Below are 18,610 nucleotides of genomic sequence, written 5' to 3' on the forward strand. Positions count from 1 at the left end.
CAAGAAGAAGACGACAACAACAAGAAGGGAGATGACGATGACGATGAAGACGAGTGCTGTGAACTTGATCGTGGTGGGGTTGGCGCTGTCGGCGCTGGTGATCGCCTGGCTGGCCTGGCGCCGCGCTGCGGCCCGCCGGGCGGTGCGCAGCCACCCGCTGCCGGCCTACCTGCGCGACAAGCTGCGAGCTCAGTACCCGCAGCTCGGCGATCGCGATGTCGCTGAGGTCGAGCGCGGCCTGCGCCAGTTCTTCCTGGCCAGCGCGATGGCCAGGGGGCGCTTCGTGGCGATGCCCTCGAAGGTGGTCGACGCGATGTGGCACGAGTTCATCCTGCACACCCGCGCCTACGAGAACTTCTGCCGCAAGGCGTTCGGACGCATGCTGCACCACACGCCGGCCGAGGCGCTGGCGGCCGACCCGAAGCGCGGTGACAAGAACTTCCAGGGCCTGCGCCGCGCCTGGGTCTGGAGCTGCCGCGACGAAGGCATTGACCCGCGCAAGCCGGACCGCCTGCCGACCCTGTTCGCGCTCGACGCGGCACTGGCCATTGCCGGGGGCTACCGCTACGTGGCGGACTGCGCATTGCTCGGCGCAGACCGCGGCGGCACGCACTGCGCGGCCGGCTTCGGCTGCGGCTCGTCGTGCGGGTCGTCCTGCGGCGGGGATGGCGGGGGTGACGGCGGCGGAGGCTGCGGCGGCGGGGGCGACTGATCTGGCAAGCGGCGCCTTGCGGCCCGTTGCAGACATTCACGAAGGTCCGCAATGATGGGCGCGCGGGCAGGCGGTCCGGGTATGCGCTCTCCGGCCCACGCTCGCGGGCGACCACCGAGACTCGCCTCGCATGCCTCCTCAACACCAACTTCGTCCTGCCACCGCCTGGGCGACCGCGAATGGGGCCTGCGATCGCACACCCGAACCACCTGCCCCACAAGCACTGAGGCCCTCATGACGGCAGGCCACCGCTGATGCCGGCAGGGCGGCGGTGGTGCCCGCGGGCGCAGGCCCCATTCGCGGTCGCCCTGGCGAGGGCATGGCAAACCAGGTGTTGATGCGGCCGCGGTTGCGGCTCGCAGTGGCCGCCCGCGAGCGTGGGCCGGAGAACGCGGGTACCGCCGTCGACCTGCGACCATGCCCGTCGCACGCAAAGCAGACCCCCGAAGACCGCAAAGGGCCGATTGCGGCCGCCGCGGATCAGTCTTTGCCTAGGTCTCCGAGCGCCAATCCGTGCGAGCGCGCCTCGTCGAACCAGAGTTGGTTCAGAGGAAGTGGCAGACGTAGTGCAGCGTCTGCGTCACCTCGATGTCGAAGGCCGACTGACCCGGCACGTCGAAGGACTGGCCGCCGCGGAACATCGCCCAGTCGGCGCTGCCGGGCAGCTTGACGCGGCACTCGCCCTCGACCAGCTCCATGCGCTCCGGCGCGCCGGTGTTGAAGCGCAGCGACGAAGGCAGGATCACGCCGACGCTCTTCTTGCTGCCGTCGGCCAGTTCGAGGCTGTGCGAGATGCACTTTCCGTCGAAATAGACATTCGCACGGGTGCGCACTTTGGCGTTCAGGCTGTCGGTCATGGCAGGCGGAGGGTATCGGAGGAGCGCGGATGCTAGCGCACCGTTGTGAGGGTCTGTGAGCGGCAGGCATTAGCTCACGCTTTGCGCGGCGGCGCGCGGCGTGGCTGCATCCGGGTTGATGGGGGCGCGTTGTAATCGGCAACCCATATCCGCCCATGCTCGCCATATCCACCCCCGCCCTGCCGCTCGACGCGATGTTTCATCGCCTGTTCGAGGCGAGCCCGGATCCGACCGTCGTGGCCGAGTTCGGCACCGGCCGCATGCTGATGCTCAACCCGCAGTTCGAGCGCATGATCGGCTGCGCACCAGGTGAACTGGACGGCCTGACCGTGCCCGAATCGGGCCTGTGGACCGACGAGACCGAACGTCGCGCCTACCTCACCCTGCTGGAGGCGCGTGGCCGGCTCAAGGACTACGTGGCGACGCTGAACTTCCGCGGCCGCGGGCCGGTGCCGGTGTCGATCAACGCCTCGCTTTTCGAGCACGCGGGTCGACGCTGCATCCTCGGCACGGTGCGCGACGTGTCCGGCACCCGGCACCGCGACCTGCAGTACGAGGCGATCCTGGAGAACGCCTCGGTGGGCATCGCCTTCACGCAGGAGCGGCGCTTCCAGCACGTCAACCCGCGCTTCGAGGAGATCCTGGGCTGGCCGGCCGGTTCGCTGGTCGGGCAATCCGGCCGCGCTGTCTGGCCCAGCGACGATGCCTATGCCGAGATCGGCCGGCTGGCCGGGCCGCTGCTGCAGTCCGGCGCGGCCTTCGAGGGGGAGTTCGAGATGGTCCGCCGCGATGGCCAGGCGTTCTGGGCCAGCGTGCGGGCACGTGCCATCGATCCGCGTCGCCCGGGCAGCGTCGGCACGATCTGGATCATCGACGACATCACTGAGCGCCGCCGCAGCGCCGACGCGCTGGCCGAGGCGCGCGACCAGGCCGAATCGGCCAGCCGCGCGAAGAGCGAGTTCCTCGCCAACACCAGCCACGAGATCCGCACGCCGCTCAACGGACTGCTCGGCCTGGTGCGCCTGGCCCAGGACCCGGCGTTGGCGCCGGGCAAGCTGCGCGAGTACCTCGAGCACATCGACGACAGTGCCCAGGCGCTGGCCGGGCTGATTTCCGACATCCTCGACCTGTCGAAGATCGAAGCCGGCCGATTGACGCTCGAGCAGGTCGACTTCGACCTCCACCAACTGCTGGGCAGCGTGCGCGACGCCTACACGGAGCTTGCCGCAGCCAAGGGGCTGGGCTTTCGCTTCGAGCTGGGCGCCGGCGTTCCCCGCTGGGTGAACGGCGACCCGATGCGGCTGCGCCAGATCGTCGCCAACTACCTGAGCAATGCGCTGAAGTTCACCGAGCGTGGCGCCATCGAGGTGCGAGCGCTACGGCGTGCGGACGGGGGCACGCGCATCGAGGTGAGCGACAACGGCCCGGGCATCGCACTGGCGCTGCAGACTCGCCTGTTCCACCCGTTCTCGCAGGCCGATGCCTCGACCACGCGCCGCTACGGCGGGACCGGCCTCGGCCTGAGCATCTGCAGGCAGCTCGCCGTGCTGATGGGCGGGGGCGTGGGCATGCTCAGTACACCGGGCGAGGGCAGCCGCTTCTGGGCCGACCTGCCGCTTCGCGCCTCGAGTGCGCCGCCGGTGGCGCAGGCCACGCGCTTCGCGCCGGTCGATGCCCTGGCGGGCGCGCGCATCCTGCTGGTCGAGGATCACCCAGTCAACACGCTGGTGGCCGAGGCCACGCTGGCCCACTGGGGCGCACAGGTTGTCACCACCGGCAACGGTGCGCTGGCGGTGGAGGCGGTTGCCGCGGCCACGGCGGCGGGCGAGCCCTTCGACGCGGTCCTCATGGACCTGCAGATGCCGGTGCTCGGCGGCATCGACGCCACGATCGCGATCCGACGCACGCATGGCGCGATGCTGCTGCCGGTGATCGCATTGACTGCCGACGTGCTGGTGTCAGAGCGCGAGAACGCCATGCGCCAGGGCATGAACGACTTTCTTTCCAAGCCTATCGACCCCGAGCGCCTGGTGCGCGTGCTGGCGCACTGGGTGCGCCGGGCTCGCCAGGCGCGCGGCTGATGCGGCCGGCAAGGCCTGTTACCGCTAGGCGCTGAACCGGCCCGTTGCCTCATGCATACTGCGCCCGCGTCACCGGCGAACCCCATGCACCGCCTCCTGCAACGCAACCAGCACGCCATTGCCAGCACCCAGGCCGCGACCGAGCGCGCGCGGCTGCTGGCACAGCGCGTGCTGCTGCTGGCGCGCCACTGGCGCATCGACGACGTGCCCGAAGCCCTGAGCGACGCAGAGGCAGCCGTGGCCGCGAGTGCCGATCGGCGCGCTGCCGCCGAACTGGCCCTGGCGCGCGGCGTGGCGCGCTACTACGGCGCGCAGATCGGCAGCGCGCTCGAACCCGTGCAGGAGGCCCGCGATGCCGCCATCATGCTCGGCGACGCCGGTCTCGAAGCGGAATGCGAAGCCTGGCTGGGTTGCGTGCGCGGCACCTTGCACCACGATCCGAACGAAGTGCTGCCGCACCTGCGCCAGGCGGTGGCCCTGGGGACGGCGCAACGTCCGCTGGCGGCGGCGCGCGGCCTCTACGTGGCCGCCACGCTGTATCACGAGGCCGACCTGATCGACGATGCCGTGCGCCACTACCGGCGCGCGAGCAGCCTGGCACGTGCCGAGCACGACGAGCAGCTGGTGGCTGCGGTGCACCGCTACATGACGCTGGCGCAGGCCCAGCAGGTCCGCCGCGCCCGGGCGGCCGGCCGGCTCGACGGCGAACAGCTGAAACAGGCGCTGGCCGGCCTGGGCAGCGCCCAGCAGCTCGCCTCGGCACTGACGATCGACGACACCGGCCTGCAGTCCAACCTGCGGCTGGGCGAGATGCTGTGCCTGAGCCGCCAGTTCGAGCAGGCGCTGGACATCTTCGCGCGCACCGTGGAGCCTGCGGTGCGCGCAGGCATGACCTGGGAAGCCACCATCGCGCGCGCCGACCATGCGGTGTGCCTGGCCCATTGCGGGCAGCTCGAGGCGGCCGCGCGCACCGGACGGCTCGCCGAAATCGACCTGAGCGGTGAGTTCGATGACTACTCGCGCGCCGTGGTGCACGACTCCCTGGCCGAACTGGCCGACCTTCTGGGCCGGGAAGTCGAGGCCCGGGCCCATCGGCAGACTGCGGCCGAGGCCTGGGCACTGGACGTGGCCTACTGCAGCGGCCTGCGCGCCGCGCTGACGGCGCACGGACCCTTGACCCCCTAGCGCCTGGACGTCCCGCGCAAGGCCAGCCAGGTCAGCTGCAGCTGACGGGCGTCGCTGCTGGCACGGTGCCGCTCCTGGGGCTGCAGTGCGCCGATGCGCTCGCGTGTCGGCTGCCAGGCCTGCGCGTCCTGCTCGTCCAGGGCGCTGCGCAGGTGTTCGAGGCGGAACGCCGGTGTGCCGCCGGCGGCATCGAACAGCAGATTCAGCCAGGCGTAGTCATGCGCCCAGCCGTCGCAATGCAGGGTGCGGCCGTGCAGCCGTTGGTTGAGCTCGCGGGCCACCTCGGCCACCGGCCGGCCGTGGCGCAGCGCCGTCTCGCGGGTGATGCCGTGCAGCGCCTGCGCCGAGGCGTCCCAGTGCGTCCATGATGAAGCTGAGCCGATGTCCAGGAAGGCGGGAACGTCGGCGATGGGGCGGAAGCTGGTGGCCATGCGGCGGGGCCATGCAAGTGCCGGGCCGAGGGGCCTGTCCCGCCGGCGACAACCGCTCCCCGGGCTTTCGCGTCTGTGCGCTGCCGGGCTGCTGCGGTATACCCGAGGCCGACTCGGCCGACACCTGCGGCCGCCAGACAGGAGGCCTCCGTGCCGTCCGAATCCTCCACCGCGCTGCCGCCGCGCCCGCACCATCGCATCTGGCCGCGCCGCCTGCCGCGCGCCGTCGTCGCGCCGGAAACCTCGCTGTGGTTCAACCTGGAGGTGTCGGCCCGGCGCTACCCCGACAAGCCGGCCTACCTGTTCTTCGGCCGCCCGCTGACTTACCGCGAGCTCCATGCCCAGGCCGAGGCCATCGCCGGCTGGCTGCAGTCGCGCGGCGTGAAGAAGGGTGACCGCGTGTCGCTGTTCATGCAGAACTGCCCGCAGTACGTGGCCGCGCTGTACGGCATCCTGCGCGCCGACGCCGTGGTGGTGCCGGTCAACCCGATGAACCGCGCCGAGGAGTTCGGCCATTACATCGTCGACCCGGGCGCGCGTGTGGTGGTCTGCAGCGCCGATCTGGCCGGCATCGTGGCCCAGGCCAATGCGGCCCTGCCCGAGGCGCAGCGCCTGAGCGACGTGCTGGTGACGCGTTACCTCGACGCGCTGCCCGCTGGTCCGATCGCCGCGGACGAAGCGCCCAACGCCGCCACCGAGCAGTGGCTGCGCACCGACCCGCCGCTGCCCGAAGGCGGGCCGGCCTGGACGCGCTGGACTGACGCGCTGGCACAGCGCCTCGTGCCAGGCCCGCACACCGCCGTGCCCGACGACATGGCGCTGCTGCCCTACACCTCGGGCACCACCGGGCTGCCCAAGGGCTGCATCCATACCCATCGCACGCTGATGCACAACGCCGTGGGCGGGCAATGGGGGCACACCGGGCCGGAGTCGGTCGGCCTCGGCGTGGTGCCGATGTTCCACATCACCGGCATGATCTACAGCGTGCTCGGCGCGGTGTACGCCGGTGCGACCACGGTGATCCTGCCGCGCTGGGACCGCGAGCTCGCCGCGCGCCTGATCGCCGGCCACGGGGTGACGCACTGGACCTGCATCCCGACGATGATCATCGACCTGTTCGGCAGCCCGAACTACAAGAGCTTCGACCTCTCGTCCTTGCGCAACCTCAGCGGCGGCGGCGCGGCGATGCCGCAGGCGGTGGCACAGCGGCTGATCGACGAGTTCGGCCTGACCTTCGCCGAAGGCTACGGCTTGACCGAGACGGCCGCGCCCAGCCACGCCAACCCGCCCGAGCGCGCCAAGCTGCAATGCCTGGGCATCCCGATCTTCGGCGTCGACTCGCGCGTGGTGGATCCGCTCACGCTCGAGGAGATGCCGGTGGGCGAGGTGGGCGAGATCGTCACCTTCGGGCCGATGGTCTTCAAGGGCTACTGGCGCCACCCCGATGCCACGAAGGCCGCCTTCGTGGCGCTGCCCGGCGACGATTCGGGCCGCCTGTTCTTCCGCACTGGCGACCTCGGCCGCATCGACGAAGAAGGCTACTTCTTCCTCACCGACCGGCTCAAGCGGATGATCAACGCCAGCGGCTTCAAGATCTGGCCGGCCGAGGTGGAGATGCTGCTGTACAAGCACCCGGCCGTGCAGGAGGCCTGCATCATCAGCGCACGCGACGAGTACCGCGGCGAGACCGTCAAGGCCGTCGTCGTGCTGCGTGCCGAGGCGAAGGGCAAGACCCGCGCCGAAGACATCATCGGCTGGTCGCGCGAGCACATGGCCGCCTACAAGGTGCCCAAGCTCGTCGAGTTCGTCGACAGCCTGCCCAAGTCGGGCGCGGGCAAGGTGATGTGGCGGCTGCTGCAGGACCGCGAGGCCGACAAGACCGCCAAGGCCTGATCACGGACCGAGCCTAGAAGCGCGAGCCGGGCTCCGCCAGGAAGGCGACCTCTTCGGGCGTGCTCGCGCGGCCGAGGATCTGATTGCGGTGCGGGAAGCGGCCGAAACGGCGGATCACGTCGCGGTGCTTGATGGCGTAGTCGAGCCGGTCGCGCATCGCGGGCGAACCCGCGGCCAGGGCCTCGAAGCAGCGCACCGAGCGCTCCTGCAGCGCCAGGTCCTCGGCATGCTCGAAGGGCAGGTAGACGAAGCTGCGCTGCAGAACGGGCAGGCCGTGGTCGGCGCCGCGCGCCGTCATCGCTTGCGCGAGCCCGAGCGACTGCGCGTCACCGGCAAAGGCCAGTGGCGTGTCGCGGTGCACGTTGCGGGTGAACTGGTCGAGCACGACGATTGCCGCCAGCGTCTCCTGCGGGGCCGCGCCGAAGCGCGCGCCGCCGAGCACCGCGCCGATCAGCGTGCCGAAACGCTCGCGGATGCGGGCGTCGAAGGCGGCATCCTTGCGGAACCACTCGGGGCGGTCGATGCCGTGCTCGGGCGAGCCCGGCGCACCGAACCAGAAGTCGAGAACGGCCTGAGCGTCTTGGTTCATGGGTTCAGTCGGCGCGCGACAGTTGCTGCCACAGGTAGGTGAACTCCAGCGCCTGCAGCGTGGCGCGCTGCTCATTGTCGGCGGCGCCGCCGTGGCCACCCTCGATGTTCTCGTAATACAGCACCGGGTGGCCGTACTCTCTCAGCCGCGCCACCATCTTGCGTGCGTGGCCGGGGTGCACGCGGTCGTCGCGCGTCGAGGTGGTGAACAGCGCCGTCGGGTACTTGCCGTCGCGCCGGACGTTCTGGTACGGGCTGTAGCGCGAGATCCACGCCCATTCTTCCGGCAGCTCGGGGTTGCCGTACTCGGCCACCCAGCTCGCGCCGGCAAGCAGCTTGTGGAAACGCTTCATGTCCAGCAGCGGCACCTGGCAGACGACGGCGTTGAACAACTCCGGCCGCTGCAGCATCACCGCGCCGACCAGCAGCCCGCCGTTGCTGCCGCCTTCGATGCCCAGGTGGCGCGGGCTGCTGATCTTGCGGCGCACCAGGTCTTCGGCCACGGCGATGAAGTCGTCGTAGCTGCGCTGCTTGTCGGCCTTCATCGCCGCCTGGTGCCATCGCGGGCCGAACTCGCCACCGCCGCGGATGTTGGCCACCACCAGCACGCCGCCGCGCTGGTACCAGGCGGCACCGAAACCGCGCGAGTACCAGGGCTCCAGCGAGATCTGGAAACCGCCATAGCCATAGAGCAGGGTCGGGTTGTTGCCATCGGCTTTCGCGCCGCGCGGCCAGACCACGAAGTAGGGCACGCGCGTGCCGTCGCGGCTGGTGGCGAAGTGCTGCTCGGCGCGCATGCCGACCGAGTCGAACGAGGCCGGCAGCGACTTCAGCGTGTCGCGCTTGTCGCTGCCGCTGCGGCCCAGCAGCAGCGAGTCGGGCGTGAGGAAGTCGGTATAGCTCAGCAGGTACTGCTCGGCCAGCGGATCGTCGCGGCTGAGCGGGTCGTGCAGCCCGGTCACGCCGAGGTTGCCGGGCGATGGCGCGTCGACGGCGCGGCGCGCAAAGCGCCCGTTGGCGTCTCGCTTCCATTCCTCCAACCGGCCGGTGACGTTGTCGAGGATGTTGACCAGCACATGGCTGCGCGTCAGCGCGATGCCGGCCAGCGATCGCGTCTCGGTGGGCTCGAACAGCACCTGGAAGCGCCGCTCGCCCTTCAGGTAGGCAGCCATGTCGGCGGCCAGCAGCGAGCCCTTGGGATGCAGGCGTTCGCCCGCCTTCAGGTCGCTGCGCAGCTCGAGCAGCAGCGTGTCGCCGGCCACGCCGGCACTGTGCATGAATGAGACGCGGGCGTCGTCGGGCACCTCGAGCCGGACCAGCGCGTCGCCTTGCAGCAGGTAATGCTCCTGGCGGAAGAAGTCGAGCGCGCGCACGATCAGCGTGCGCTCGAAGCCGGGCGTGGTGTCTACCGACACGCCGACCCAGATGTTCTCGCGCCGGCCCTCGAACACGGTCTTCGCGTCGGCCAGCGGCGTGCCGCGCTTCCAGCGCTTGAGGATGCGCGGGTAGCCCGAATCGGTCATCGAGCCGGGGCCGAAATCGGTGCCGACGTAGAGCGTGTCGGCGTCCACCCAGGCGACGTCGGACTTGGCCTCGGGCAGCACGAAGCCGCCGGCGACGAAGGACTTGGCCACGCTGTCGAACTCGCGGACCACCTTCGCATCGGCGCCGCCGCGCGACAGCGAGATCAGGCAGCGGCGGTAGTCGGGGCCGAGGCATTCGGCGCCCGCCCAGACCCAGTTCTCCTTCTCGGCGGCGGCCAGCGCGTCGAGGTCGAGCACGGTCTCCCACTTCGGGCTGGCCTTGCGGTATTCGTCCAGCGTGGTGCGACGCCACAGGCCGCGCTTGTGGGTGGCGTCCTGCCAGAGGTTGTAGAACCAGTCGCCGCGGCGCGACACGGCCGGGATGCGGTCCTGCGAGTTGAGCACCGCGAGCAGCTTTTCGCGCGTCGGCGCGAAGTCCGCTCGGGCTCCGAGCAGCTTCTGCGTTTCGGCATTGCGTTCCCGCACCCAGGCCAGGGCCTTGTCGCCCTGCACCTCCTCGAGCCAGAGGTGCGGGTCGTCGTCGGCTGCGGCGGGTTTGTCTTGGGACATGGCCATCGGGGTCAGGGCGGTCGCCAGCGCGCAAAGCAGCCAGCAGGTCAGGGTTCGTCGGTTCGTCATCATCAGCCCAGCAGGCTCTGCACTTCGGGGTGGCGGCGCACGTAGGCCTGCACGTAGGAGCACAGCGGCCGCACCTTCAGGCCCTGCTCGCGGGCATGGGCCAGCGCGGCGCGCACCAGCGCCGCGGCGATGCCCTGGCCCTCGAGTTCGGGCGCGACTTCGGTGTGCGTCATGAACATAACGCCGTCGCGCAACCGGTAGTCGCACACGCACAGGTGGCCGTGCACCGTGGCGCTGAAGCGGCCCAGCGCAACGTCGTGCTCGATCGGGATGCCCATGGTTCGCCTCCGTGGAACGCGGCTCAGCGCGGGTTCAGCCGCACCGGCGTCACCTCCACCGAGGTGGCGCCGTCGCCGACCCAGGCGGTGCCGTCCTGCACCGTCACCTGCAGCTGCATGGTACGTTGAGCCAGCGCCGCCAGCGCCTGGCTCTGCGCCGCGTCGATCTGCCAGACCTCGATGTTCGAGGCGCGCGAGATCTTGTTCGCGATGCCGTTCCACCAGATCGGCGTGCTCGCGGCAAAGGCGTAGACGCTGACCTTGTCGGCACGGCCGGCGGCGCGCAGCAGCCGCTTGTCGTCGGGCTGGCCCATCTCGAGCCAGTGGCGGATGCGGCCGGTCAGGTCGCGGTGCCAGAGCTCGGGCTCGTCGACGTCCGACAGACCCTTGCCCATCTCGAGCGTGCCCTGGTGGTCGTCGGCGGGCACGTTCAGCGCGAAGGCCAGTACGCGCACCAGCATGCGCTCGTCGGTCTCCGAGGGGTGGCGGGCCAGCGTCAGTGCATGGTCGGCGTAGATGCCTCGGTCCATGTCGGCGAGCTGCACGCGGGCTTTGAAGATGGTGGCCTTGAGTGCCATGGGCGGTGCGGCGCAAAGCCGCGATTAGACCAGAGCCCCGTGCTCCGCCCGGCGGGCCCTTCGCGGCGGGCCGGCCGCGCTCAGGGCTTCTCGGCCAGCGTCTTCAGGCCCGCCAGGCCGTCGGCGAAGTCCTTGCCGATCATGGCGTCGGCGCCCAGCGCGAACCAGCGCATCAGCGGGTTGCTGCCCATGTCGCCGTTGATGCGCCAGGTCACCCGCGTTCCGGCGCCCTCGGGTGCCAGGCTGACGTCGCCGGTCGAGGTGGTGCCGAAGTCGGGGAAGAAGAGTTCGTAGTCGACGCGGGTGGGCGCCGTGGCCGCGGTGAAGGTCATGCGACCGTCGCCCTCGGTCTTGCTCTGCCACGACCAGGCCGCGCCCGCGCCGCTGGGCGGGCCGCTGTAGCTCATCTGCATCTGCGGATCGCGCTGGTTCCACACCGTCCAGTCCTTCCAGCGGCGCGGGTCGACCACCAGCGCATAGACCTTGTCGGGTGGCGCGGCGATCGAGACGCTGCGCGCCACCGAGAACTTCGGCGACAGCAGGAAGCCGCCGAGCACGAGCACGGCAGCGAGCACCAGGATGAGCACGAGCAGCGCCTTGACGATCTTCATCGCGACTCCTGTCGTTGGAGGGGTGCCGCAGTCTGCCCCCTGGCTCAGCGCGGGGCAATACCGGATGTATCGAAATCTTCCGGCGACTCGGAACCGCACTCGCGGCCCTCACGGGCACTGCGCTGGCCGAGCTCGAGCCATCCCATCACGGCACAGGCCTGCGACGCGGGCACCGGGTTGTCGCCCAGGCCCTGCAACGCGTCGCGCAGCGCGGCGTAGTAGGCGCCGTGGCAGCCGCGACTCAAGGGCAGCGGCTCGGTGCGCAGCGAGTCGGCACCGGCGCGCGTCAGCAGGCTGGCCTGCCGGTCCACGCCCCAGCCGGGCGCTGCCGGCCAGGCCGGGCGCGCGCCGGCCTTCAGTGCCTCTTCCTGCGGGTCCAGGCCCTGCTTGACCCAGCTGCCCTGCGTTCCGTGCACCACGAAGCGCGGCGAGGCGGCGGCGGCCAGCAGGCTGGCGCGCAGCACCACGCGCCGCCCGGGGTAGCGCAGCCGGGCCTGGAACCAGTCGTCGGAGTGGCCGCCGTCGCGCAGCACCGCCTGGTCGAGCGCGATCGCCTGCGGCGTGCCGAACAGCTGCAGCGCCTGGTCGAGCAGGTGCGGCCCGAGGTCGAACCACAGCCCCGCGCCCGGCGCCGCCGACTCGCGCCAGCGATCGCGAACCACCGGGCGATAGCGGTCGAACGCCGACTCGAGGTGCACGATGCGCCCGAGCTCGCCCCGCTCGATCAGCGCCCGCAGCGTCAGGAAGTCGCTGTCCCAGCGCCGGTTGTGGAACACCGACAGCAGCCGCCCGCGCGCCTGCGCCAGCGCCGTCAGCTCGCGCGCCTGCGCCAGCGTCAGCGTGAAAGGCTTGTCGACGACCACGTTGCGGCCCGCCGAGAGCGCGGCATGAGCGAGCGAATGGTGGCTGTCGTTGGGGCTGGCGATCACCACCAGGTCGAGGTCGGCGCGCGCGATGAGCGCGTGCGCATCCCCAAGCACCTCGACCGCCGGCCAGTCGGCGTGCACGCGCGCGGCGTCGCGGCTGGACACGGCGGCCAGTTCCAACCCCGGCACGCCGGCGATCAGCGGTGCATGGAAGGTCCGGGCGGCGTAGCCGTAGCCGATCAGGCCGACGCGCAGGGCGGGTGGGGGCATGGCGGGGTGCGGCAAGATGCGGTCGGCGCATTGTCGCGCCGGACTGCGGAGCGACGCATGAGCTCGACCCCCTTCGACCTGTTCGTCATCGGCGCCGGCAGCGGTGGCGTGCGTGCCGCGCGGATGGCCGCGCAGCGTGGCGCGCGTGTCGCGGTGGCCGAGAGCGGCGCACTCGGCGGCACCTGCGTCAACCTGGGCTGCATCCCGAAGAAGCTGTACAGCCACGCGGCGCACTTCGCCGATGCTTTCGAGCAGTCGCGCGGCTTCGGCTGGACGCCCGGCGAGGCGCGTTTCGACTGGTCGCTGCTCAAGGCCAACCGTGCGCGCGAGATCGCCCGCCTGAACGGCGTCTACGAGAAGCTGCTGCGCGATGCCGGCGTGACGATCCTGCACGGCCGCGCGCGGCTCGGCTCGCCGCGCACGGTGCTCGTCGACGGTGTCGAGCATGCAACGCAGCGTGTGCTCGTGGCCACCGGCGGCCACTCGGTGGTGCCGGAGTACCCTGGCGGCGAACTGGCCGTCACCTCCGACGCGATGTTCGACCTGCCCCAGTTCCCGCGCGATCTGGTCGTGGTCGGCGGTGGCTACATCGCCTGCGAGTTCGCGTCCATCTTCCGCGGCCTGGGGGCCAGGGTGACGCAGCTCGTTCGCGGCGATCAGATCCTGCGCGGCTTCGACGAAGACGTGCGTGGCTTTCTCGCCCGGCAGATGGCGCAGCACGGCGTCGAGCTGCGCACCGGCGTGCGGCCGGCGTCGATCGAGCGTGCCGGCGACGCACTGAAGCTCACGCTCAGCGACGGCAGCACGTTGGCTGCCGACACTGTGCTGCAGGCCACCGGCCGCCGCCCCAACACGGCCGGGCTGGGCCTGCAGGCGCTGGGCGTGCGCCTGGACGAACGAGGCGCGATCGTCGTCGACGAGGCCTTCGAGTCTTCGGTACCCGGCGTGCACGCGGTCGGCGACGTGATCGACCGCCTTCAGCTCACGCCGGTAGCGCTGGCCGAGGCGATGGTGCTGGTCGACCGGCTGTTCGGCAGCGGCGCCCGCCGCATCGACTACGAGCTCGTGCCGACCGCCGTGTTCACCCATCCGAACGTGGCCACCGTCGGCCTGACCGAGGCCCAGGCACGAGTGCGGTACGCCGCGGTGAAGGTGTTCCGCACCGAGTTCAAGCCGCTCAAGCACACGCTGTCGGGCAGCCCGGAGCGGGTGCTGATGAAGCTGCTGGTCGACGCTGCCACCGACCGGGTGGTCGGCCTGCACATGGTGGGCGACGAGGCCGGCGAGGTGGTGCAGGGTTTTGCGGTGGCCCTGAAGGCCGGCGCGACCAAGGCGCAGTTCGACGCCACCATCGGTATCCACCCCAGCGCGGCGGAGGAGTTCGTGACGCTGCGCGAGCCGGTGGCATGATGGCGCCCGTTCGCACTGACCTGAGCTGCCATGAGACTTGTTGTCGCCCTCGGCCTGAGCCTGAGCTTCTGCGCCGCCACCCTGCCGCAGGCAGCCGCTGCGCCGGGTGACAAGCTGCGGCTGGGCATGTTCGGTTCGGGCAAGGCCGTCGGGCCCTTGCTCACGCGCGCCGAACTGCGCGAATGTCTCGCGCTGCAGGGGCGCATCAAGAGCGGCAGCGACACCGCCGCCGCCGACCGCGAGCAGCTTCAGAAGGAGAAGGCCGAGCTGGTGCGCCAGGGCGAGGAGCTCAAAGCCCAGTTCGCGGCACTGGACCGCACCAGCGTCGAGGCGATCGAGCAGTACCGTGCCAATGCCCTTGAGCGCGACAAGGCGATCGATGCCTTCGAGGCCCGCACCAGCGAATTCAATGCCCGGCTGACCGCGCTGGGCGAGGATCGGGCAGGGTTTACCCAGAGATGCGACAACCGCCGCTTCGACGAGCTCGACGAAGCCGCCATTCGCAACGGCAAGTGACACTCGTCAACACGGCTGGTTTCGTGAGAGAAGACAAGCTCTGCTTAAGCGGGCATGGCTAGAGTGCACCGACGATCCCCCCAGAGGGTTCGCCGCCACTCAAGCCCATGACCGAAACGCCCATTCAAGCTCAACGCACAGCACCCACCGCGGGCCGCCTGGCCCTGGCCGGGCCGCTCTTCGTGGCTTTCGTGGTCGTCAGTGCGCTGACCCGGCTCGGTCTTGCGGCCTTCAATGCCGATACCTCGCTGTTCGAGCCCTTGCGCCTGGGCCCGGCCGTGCTGCTCGGCCTGGGCTACGACGTGGCGGTGGCGCTGTGGTGGTGTCTGCCCCTGGTGCTGCTGGGTTGGTGGTGGCCCGCCGCCCGCGCCCGATCCGCGCTGGGCATCGTGGCGCTGGTGCTGACGGCGGCATTGATCGGCGGTCTGGTGTTCGTCAGCGTCGCGGAGTTCGTGTTCTGGAACGAGTTCGCCTCGCGCTTCAACTTCATCGCCGTCGACTACCTGCTCTATACCCGCGAGGTGATCGGCAACATCCGCGAGTCCTACCGGTTGACGCCACTGTTCGCCGGCATCGGCGTGGCCACCTTGCTGCTGACGCTGGCCCTGGCCCGGCGCATGCGCCGCGCGGCCCTGGAGCCGGCGCCCGGGCTCTGGCGGCGCAGCGGGCACGCGGCTCTGTACGTGGCTGTGGCCGTGGCCGTGACTGCCGGCGTCAATACCGGCTGGAAGGACCGCCTCGGCCAGCCGCAACTGGTGCAGGTGGCCGGCAACGGCGTGTGGGAGTTCTTCCACGCCGTGCGCTACAACCAGATCGACTACCAGCGCTTCTACGCGACGCTGCCGCAGGCGCAGGTGAATGCGATCCTGCAGCGCCGCTTTGCCGACCCGGCGCACTACCGCCTGATGGCCACCCCCGAGATGCCGATTCGCCGCGAGGTCATCCCGGACGGGCCGCAGCGCGGGATGAACGTCGTCATGGTGTCCATCGAGAGCCTGGGGGCCGAGTTCGTCGAGAGCCTGGGCGGCGCACGCGGGCTCACGCCCAACCTCGAGCGGCTGGGCCGCGAGGGCCTGTTCTTCGAGCGCATGTATGCCACCGGCACGCGCACCGTGCGCGGCCTGGAGGCGCTCACGCTGTCCGTGCCGCCCACGCCGGGCCACGCCGTGCCGATGCGGCCCAACAACAGCGGCCTGTTCACGATCGGCGGCGTGTTCAAGGACAAGGGCTACGAGGCGCTGTACCTGTACGGCGGCTACAGCTACTTCGACAACATGGCCAGCTTCTTCGGCGGCAACGGCTACACCGTCATCGACCGCACCGCGATCGACAAGAAGGACATCCACCACGAGAACATCTGGGGCGTGGCCGACGAAGACCTGTTCGACCTCGCACTGCGCGAGATCGACACCCGCGCGGCCGCCGGCAAGAAGGTGTTCGCCCACGTGATGACCACCTCCAACCACCGGCCCTACACCTACCCGGCCGACCGCATCGACATCCCTTCGGGCACCGGTCGCGACGGTGCTGTCAAGTACACCGACTTCGCCATCGGCCAGTTCGTCGAGAAGGCGCGCCAGCGGCCCTGGTTCGACAACACGCTGTTCGTCTTCGTGGCCGACCACACCTCGATCGCGCGCGGCCGCAGCGACCTGCCGATGGAGCGCTATCACATCCCGATGGTGATGTACGCACCCGGCAAGATCGCGCCCAGGCGCGTCGACGCGCTGTCCTCGCAGATCGACGTGGCGCCCACGCTGCTCGGCTGGCTGAATGTGCCCTACGTGTCGGAGTTCTTCGGCCGCGACGTGCTGCGTGACGGCGGGCCGGCGCCCTCGCTGTTCATGGCCAACTACCAGACGGTGGGCTTCGTCGGCGAAGGGATGCAGGTCGAATTGCGGCCCAAGCAGGGCACCCGCGTCACTGGCGTGGACGGCAGCAAGCCCAGCACCGAGCATGCGCAGGAAGCGCTGGACGAGGGCATCGCCTTCTATCAGGCCGCCGCGCAGCGGTTTTCGTCACGGCGCTTCGAGCCCCCACCGCCGCCCAAGGAACGCTGAGGCTCCTAGAATCCCGGCTTCTCACACCGCCGAGAAGCCGCCATGACGAGCGCCGACAGCAACCCGCTGCTGCAGCCCTGGGACACCCCCTACGGCCTGCCCCCTTTCGACCGCATCCGCGCCGAGCATTTCCCGCCGGCTTTCGGGGCGGCGCGCGCGGCCCACCTGGCCGAGATCGAGGCGATCGCCGCGCAAGCGGACGCTCCCACGTTCGAAAACACCATTGCCGCGCTGGACCGCAGCGGCCGCGCCTACTACCGCGTCGAGGGCGTGTTCCACAACCTCGCGGCGAGCGAGACCTCGCCGGCGCTGCAGCAGGTCGAGCGCGAACTCGCTCCCCAGCTGGCCGCGCACAGCAACGCGATCTACATGCACCGCGGCCTGTTCGCACGCATCGATGCGCTGCATGCGCGCCGCGAGGAACTCGGCCTGACGCCCGAGCAGCGCCGGCTACTGGACCGCTTTCATTTCGACTTCGTCCGATCCGGCGCGCGCATCGCCGGCGCGGCACAGCAGCGCTATGGGCAGGTGATGGAGCGCCTGGCCGAACTGACGACGCGCTTCGGCCAGAACGTGCTGGCCGACGAATCGGCCTACCGGCTGGTGCTGCGCGACGAATCCGAGCTCGCCGGCCTGCCCGATTTCGTGCGCGCCGCGGCGCGACAGGCCGCGCTCGATCGTGGTGTGCCCGACGCGCACGTGATCACGCTGTCGCGCTCCCTGATCGTGCCCTTCCTGACCTTCTCGGACCGGCGTGATCTGCGCGAGCAGGCCTGGCGCGCCTGGACCAGCCGCGGCGAGCACGATGGCGCCACCGACAACCGCCCGGTGGCCCGCGAGATCCTGGCGCTGCGCAACGAGCAGGCGCGTGCGCATGGCTACGCGAGCTACGCCGACTACGCGCTGGCCGACACCATGGCCGGCACGCAGGCCGCCGTCAGCCAGCTGCTGCAGCAGGTGTGGACGCGCGCCCAGGCCCGCGTCGAAGACGAGCGCAGCGCGCTGCAGGCGCTGGTGCTGTCGCGTGGCGAGTCGCTGCAGGTCGATGCCTGGGACTGGCGCTACTACGCCGAGAAGGTGCGCGCGCTGCGCTACGACCTCGACGAGTCGGTGGTCAAGGCCTACTTCCCGCTCGACCGCATGGTCGAGGCAGTGTTCGATTGCGCGAACCGCCTGTTCGGCCTGAGCTTCGTGGCGCGGCCCGAGATCCGCGCCTACCACCCGGACGTGAAGGTCTACGAGGTGCGCGGCCGCGACGGCACGCAGATCGGCGTGTTCCTGCACGACAACTTCGCGCGGCCGAGCAAGCGCAGCGGCGCCTGGATGAGCAACTACCGCCAGCAGTCGCGCAACACCGCCGGCGGCAGCGCAGTGACGCCGATCGTCGTCAACAACAACAACTTCGCAAAGGGCGCGCCCGGCGAGCCCACGCTGCTGAGCTTCGACGATGCGCGCACGCTGTTCCACGAGTTCGGCCACGGCCTGCACGGCCTGCTGTCCAGCGTGACCTACGAGCGCCTGTCGGGCACCAACGTGCTGCGCGATTTCGTCGAGCTGCCGTCGCAGCTGTTCGAGCACTGGCTGACCGAGCCGGAGGTGCTGAAGAAGCACGCGCGCCACCACCGCACCGGCGAGGCGATTCCCGACGCACTGGTGTCCAAGCTGCATGCGGCGCGGCGCTTCAACCAGGGCTATGAGACGGTGCGCTACACCGCCTCGGCGCTGCTCGACATGGCGGTGCACGCGCAGACCTCGCACGACGGCGTCGACATCGGCGAGTTCGAAGGAGCAGAACTTCAGCGCATGGGCCTGCCGGCGGGCGTGGGCCTGAACCACCGGCTGCCGCACTTCCAGCACCTGTTCTCGGGCTCCAGCTACGCAGCCGGCTACTACGTCTACCTGTGGGCGGAGGTGCTCGATGCCGACGGCTTCGATGCCTTCGCCGAGGCCGGCAATCCCTTCGACCCGGCCGTGGCGCAGCGGCTGCAGCAGTTCATCTACTCGGCCGGCGATTCGCTGGAGCCCCGAGCGGCCTACCGTGCCTTCCGTGGCCGCGAGGCGACGGTGGAGCCGATGCTGCGCAAGAAGGGGCTGGTGCCCGAAGGCGCCTGA

The 18,610-nt window shown here is 70.4% G+C and carries 16 protein-coding genes; 8 read left to right on the plus strand and 8 right to left on the minus strand.

What is annotated here, in order from left to right:
* The first annotated feature begins 37 nt into the window (after positions 1-37).
* Entirely contained in the window at positions 38-712 is a 675-nt protein-coding gene (locus tag HZ992_RS07475) for a glycine-rich domain-containing protein (protein ID WP_245213386.1), read from the plus strand.
* A 545-nt stretch (positions 713-1,257) separates the two neighbouring features.
* Here HZ992_RS07475 and HZ992_RS07480 read toward each other — a convergent pair.
* Complete coding sequence (locus tag HZ992_RS07480; protein WP_209386039.1) at positions 1,258-1,569, minus strand: pyrimidine/purine nucleoside phosphorylase; 312 nt, start codon at positions 1,567-1,569, stop codon at positions 1,258-1,260.
* A gap of 155 nt (positions 1,570-1,724) precedes the next feature.
* On the opposite strand from HZ992_RS07480, the gene HZ992_RS07485 reads away from it, so the two are divergent.
* Positions 1,725-3,650: an ATP-binding protein gene (locus HZ992_RS07485; RefSeq protein WP_209386040.1), complete on the plus strand. Its 1,926-nt coding sequence runs from the start codon at positions 1,725-1,727 to the stop codon at positions 3,648-3,650.
* Positions 3,651-3,734: 84 nt separating this feature from the next.
* Positions 3,735-4,835: a hypothetical protein gene (locus tag HZ992_RS07490; RefSeq protein WP_209386041.1), complete on the plus strand. Its 1,101-nt coding sequence runs from the start codon at positions 3,735-3,737 to the stop codon at positions 4,833-4,835.
* Here the strand turns inward: HZ992_RS07490 and HZ992_RS07495 are convergent.
* Positions 4,832-5,266, minus strand: a complete 435-nt coding sequence (locus HZ992_RS07495; RefSeq protein ID WP_209386042.1) for a 3'-5' exonuclease family protein — start codon at positions 5,264-5,266, stop codon at positions 4,832-4,834. The genes HZ992_RS07490 and HZ992_RS07495 overlap by 4 nt on opposite strands.
* Positions 5,267-5,416: 150 nt before the next feature.
* Between HZ992_RS07495 and HZ992_RS07500 the strand changes: the two genes are divergently transcribed.
* Positions 5,417-7,159: a long-chain fatty acid--CoA ligase gene (locus tag HZ992_RS07500; RefSeq protein ID WP_245213387.1), complete on the plus strand. Its 1,743-nt coding sequence runs from the start codon at positions 5,417-5,419 to the stop codon at positions 7,157-7,159.
* 13 nt (positions 7,160-7,172) lie between these two features.
* Here HZ992_RS07500 and HZ992_RS07505 read toward each other — a convergent pair whose 3' ends face one another.
* The 6 genes from HZ992_RS07505 to HZ992_RS07530 form a co-directional block, all read right to left on the minus strand.
* Complete coding sequence (locus HZ992_RS07505) at positions 7,173-7,748, minus strand: DUF924 family protein (protein WP_245213388.1); 576 nt, start codon at positions 7,746-7,748, stop codon at positions 7,173-7,175.
* Between the two features lie 4 nt (positions 7,749-7,752).
* On the minus strand, positions 7,753-9,846 hold the full coding sequence (locus HZ992_RS07510; protein WP_209386044.1) for a prolyl oligopeptidase family serine peptidase: 2,094 nt from the start codon (positions 9,844-9,846) through the stop codon (positions 7,753-7,755).
* Positions 9,847-9,911: 65 nt separating this feature from the next.
* On the minus strand, positions 9,912-10,187 hold the full coding sequence (locus tag HZ992_RS07515; RefSeq protein ID WP_209386045.1) for a GNAT family N-acetyltransferase: 276 nt from the start codon (positions 10,185-10,187) through the stop codon (positions 9,912-9,914).
* A 23-nt stretch (positions 10,188-10,210) separates the two neighbouring features.
* A complete protein-coding gene (locus HZ992_RS07520) occupies positions 10,211-10,765 on the minus strand; it encodes a YaeQ family protein (RefSeq protein WP_209386046.1) in 555 nt (184 codons plus the stop codon).
* 80 nt (positions 10,766-10,845) lie between these two features.
* Positions 10,846-11,376, minus strand: coding sequence for an SRPBCC family protein (locus HZ992_RS07525; RefSeq protein ID WP_209386047.1), 531 nt, complete (start codon positions 11,374-11,376; stop codon positions 10,846-10,848).
* 44 nt (positions 11,377-11,420) lie between these two features.
* Positions 11,421-12,512 (minus strand): oxidoreductase, encoded by a 1,092-nt coding sequence (locus HZ992_RS07530; protein ID WP_209386048.1) that lies wholly within the window; start codon positions 12,510-12,512, stop codon positions 11,421-11,423.
* 57 nt (positions 12,513-12,569) lie between these two features.
* Here HZ992_RS07530 and gorA point away from each other — a divergent pair, with 57 nt between their 5' ends.
* The 4 genes from gorA (at position 12,570) to HZ992_RS07550 (ending at position 18,610) form a co-directional block, all read left to right on the plus strand.
* Complete coding sequence (gene gorA / locus HZ992_RS07535) at positions 12,570-13,922, plus strand: glutathione-disulfide reductase (protein WP_209386049.1); 1,353 nt, start codon at positions 12,570-12,572, stop codon at positions 13,920-13,922.
* Positions 13,923-13,952: 30 nt separating this feature from the next.
* Positions 13,953-14,438, plus strand: coding sequence for a hypothetical protein (locus HZ992_RS07540; RefSeq protein WP_209386050.1), 486 nt, complete (start codon positions 13,953-13,955; stop codon positions 14,436-14,438).
* Positions 14,439-14,545: 107 nt separating this feature from the next.
* A complete protein-coding gene (locus HZ992_RS07545; RefSeq protein WP_209386051.1) occupies positions 14,546-16,498 on the plus strand; it encodes an LTA synthase family protein in 1,953 nt (650 codons plus the stop codon).
* Between the two features lie 42 nt (positions 16,499-16,540).
* Complete coding sequence (locus tag HZ992_RS07550) at positions 16,541-18,610, plus strand: M3 family metallopeptidase (protein ID WP_209386052.1); 2,070 nt, start codon at positions 16,541-16,543, stop codon at positions 18,608-18,610.

Origin of the sequence: Rhizobacter sp. AJA081-3 (assembly GCF_017795745.1) — a bacterium.
Taxonomy (GTDB): domain Bacteria; phylum Pseudomonadota; class Gammaproteobacteria; order Burkholderiales; family Burkholderiaceae_C; genus Piscinibacter.

What these genes read in the sequence shown, in the direction of transcription:
- HZ992_RS07545 (WP_209386051.1), top strand. Translation starts at nt 14,546, where the DNA reads ATGACCGAAACGCCCATTCAAGCTCAACGCACAGCACCCACCGCGGGC.
- HZ992_RS07530 (WP_209386048.1), bottom strand. Translation starts at nt 12,512, where the DNA reads ATGCCCCCACCCGCCCTGCGCGTCGGCCTGATCGGCTACGGCTACGCC.
- HZ992_RS07505 (WP_245213388.1), bottom strand. Translation starts at nt 7,748, where the DNA reads ATGAACCAAGACGCTCAGGCCGTTCTCGACTTCTGGTTCGGTGCGCCG.
- HZ992_RS07520 (WP_209386046.1), bottom strand. Translation starts at nt 10,765, where the DNA reads ATGGCACTCAAGGCCACCATCTTCAAAGCCCGCGTGCAGCTCGCCGAC.
- HZ992_RS07495 (WP_209386042.1), bottom strand. Translation starts at nt 5,266, where the DNA reads ATGGCCACCAGCTTCCGCCCCATCGCCGACGTTCCCGCCTTCCTGGAC.
- HZ992_RS07490 (WP_209386041.1), top strand. Translation starts at nt 3,735, where the DNA reads ATGCACCGCCTCCTGCAACGCAACCAGCACGCCATTGCCAGCACCCAG.
- HZ992_RS07540 (WP_209386050.1), top strand. Translation starts at nt 13,953, where the DNA reads ATGAGACTTGTTGTCGCCCTCGGCCTGAGCCTGAGCTTCTGCGCCGCC.
- HZ992_RS07525 (WP_209386047.1), bottom strand. Translation starts at nt 11,376, where the DNA reads ATGAAGATCGTCAAGGCGCTGCTCGTGCTCATCCTGGTGCTCGCTGCC.
- HZ992_RS07480 (WP_209386039.1), bottom strand. Translation starts at nt 1,569, where the DNA reads ATGACCGACAGCCTGAACGCCAAAGTGCGCACCCGTGCGAATGTCTAT.
- gorA (WP_209386049.1), top strand. Translation starts at nt 12,570, where the DNA reads ATGAGCTCGACCCCCTTCGACCTGTTCGTCATCGGCGCCGGCAGCGGT.
- HZ992_RS07550 (WP_209386052.1), top strand. Translation starts at nt 16,541, where the DNA reads ATGACGAGCGCCGACAGCAACCCGCTGCTGCAGCCCTGGGACACCCCC.
- HZ992_RS07475 (WP_245213386.1), top strand. Translation starts at nt 38, where the DNA reads ATGACGATGAAGACGAGTGCTGTGAACTTGATCGTGGTGGGGTTGGCG.
- HZ992_RS07515 (WP_209386045.1), bottom strand. Translation starts at nt 10,187, where the DNA reads ATGGGCATCCCGATCGAGCACGACGTTGCGCTGGGCCGCTTCAGCGCC.
- HZ992_RS07510 (WP_209386044.1), bottom strand. Translation starts at nt 9,846, where the DNA reads ATGGCCATGTCCCAAGACAAACCCGCCGCAGCCGACGACGACCCGCAC.
- HZ992_RS07485 (WP_209386040.1), top strand. Translation starts at nt 1,725, where the DNA reads ATGCTCGCCATATCCACCCCCGCCCTGCCGCTCGACGCGATGTTTCAT.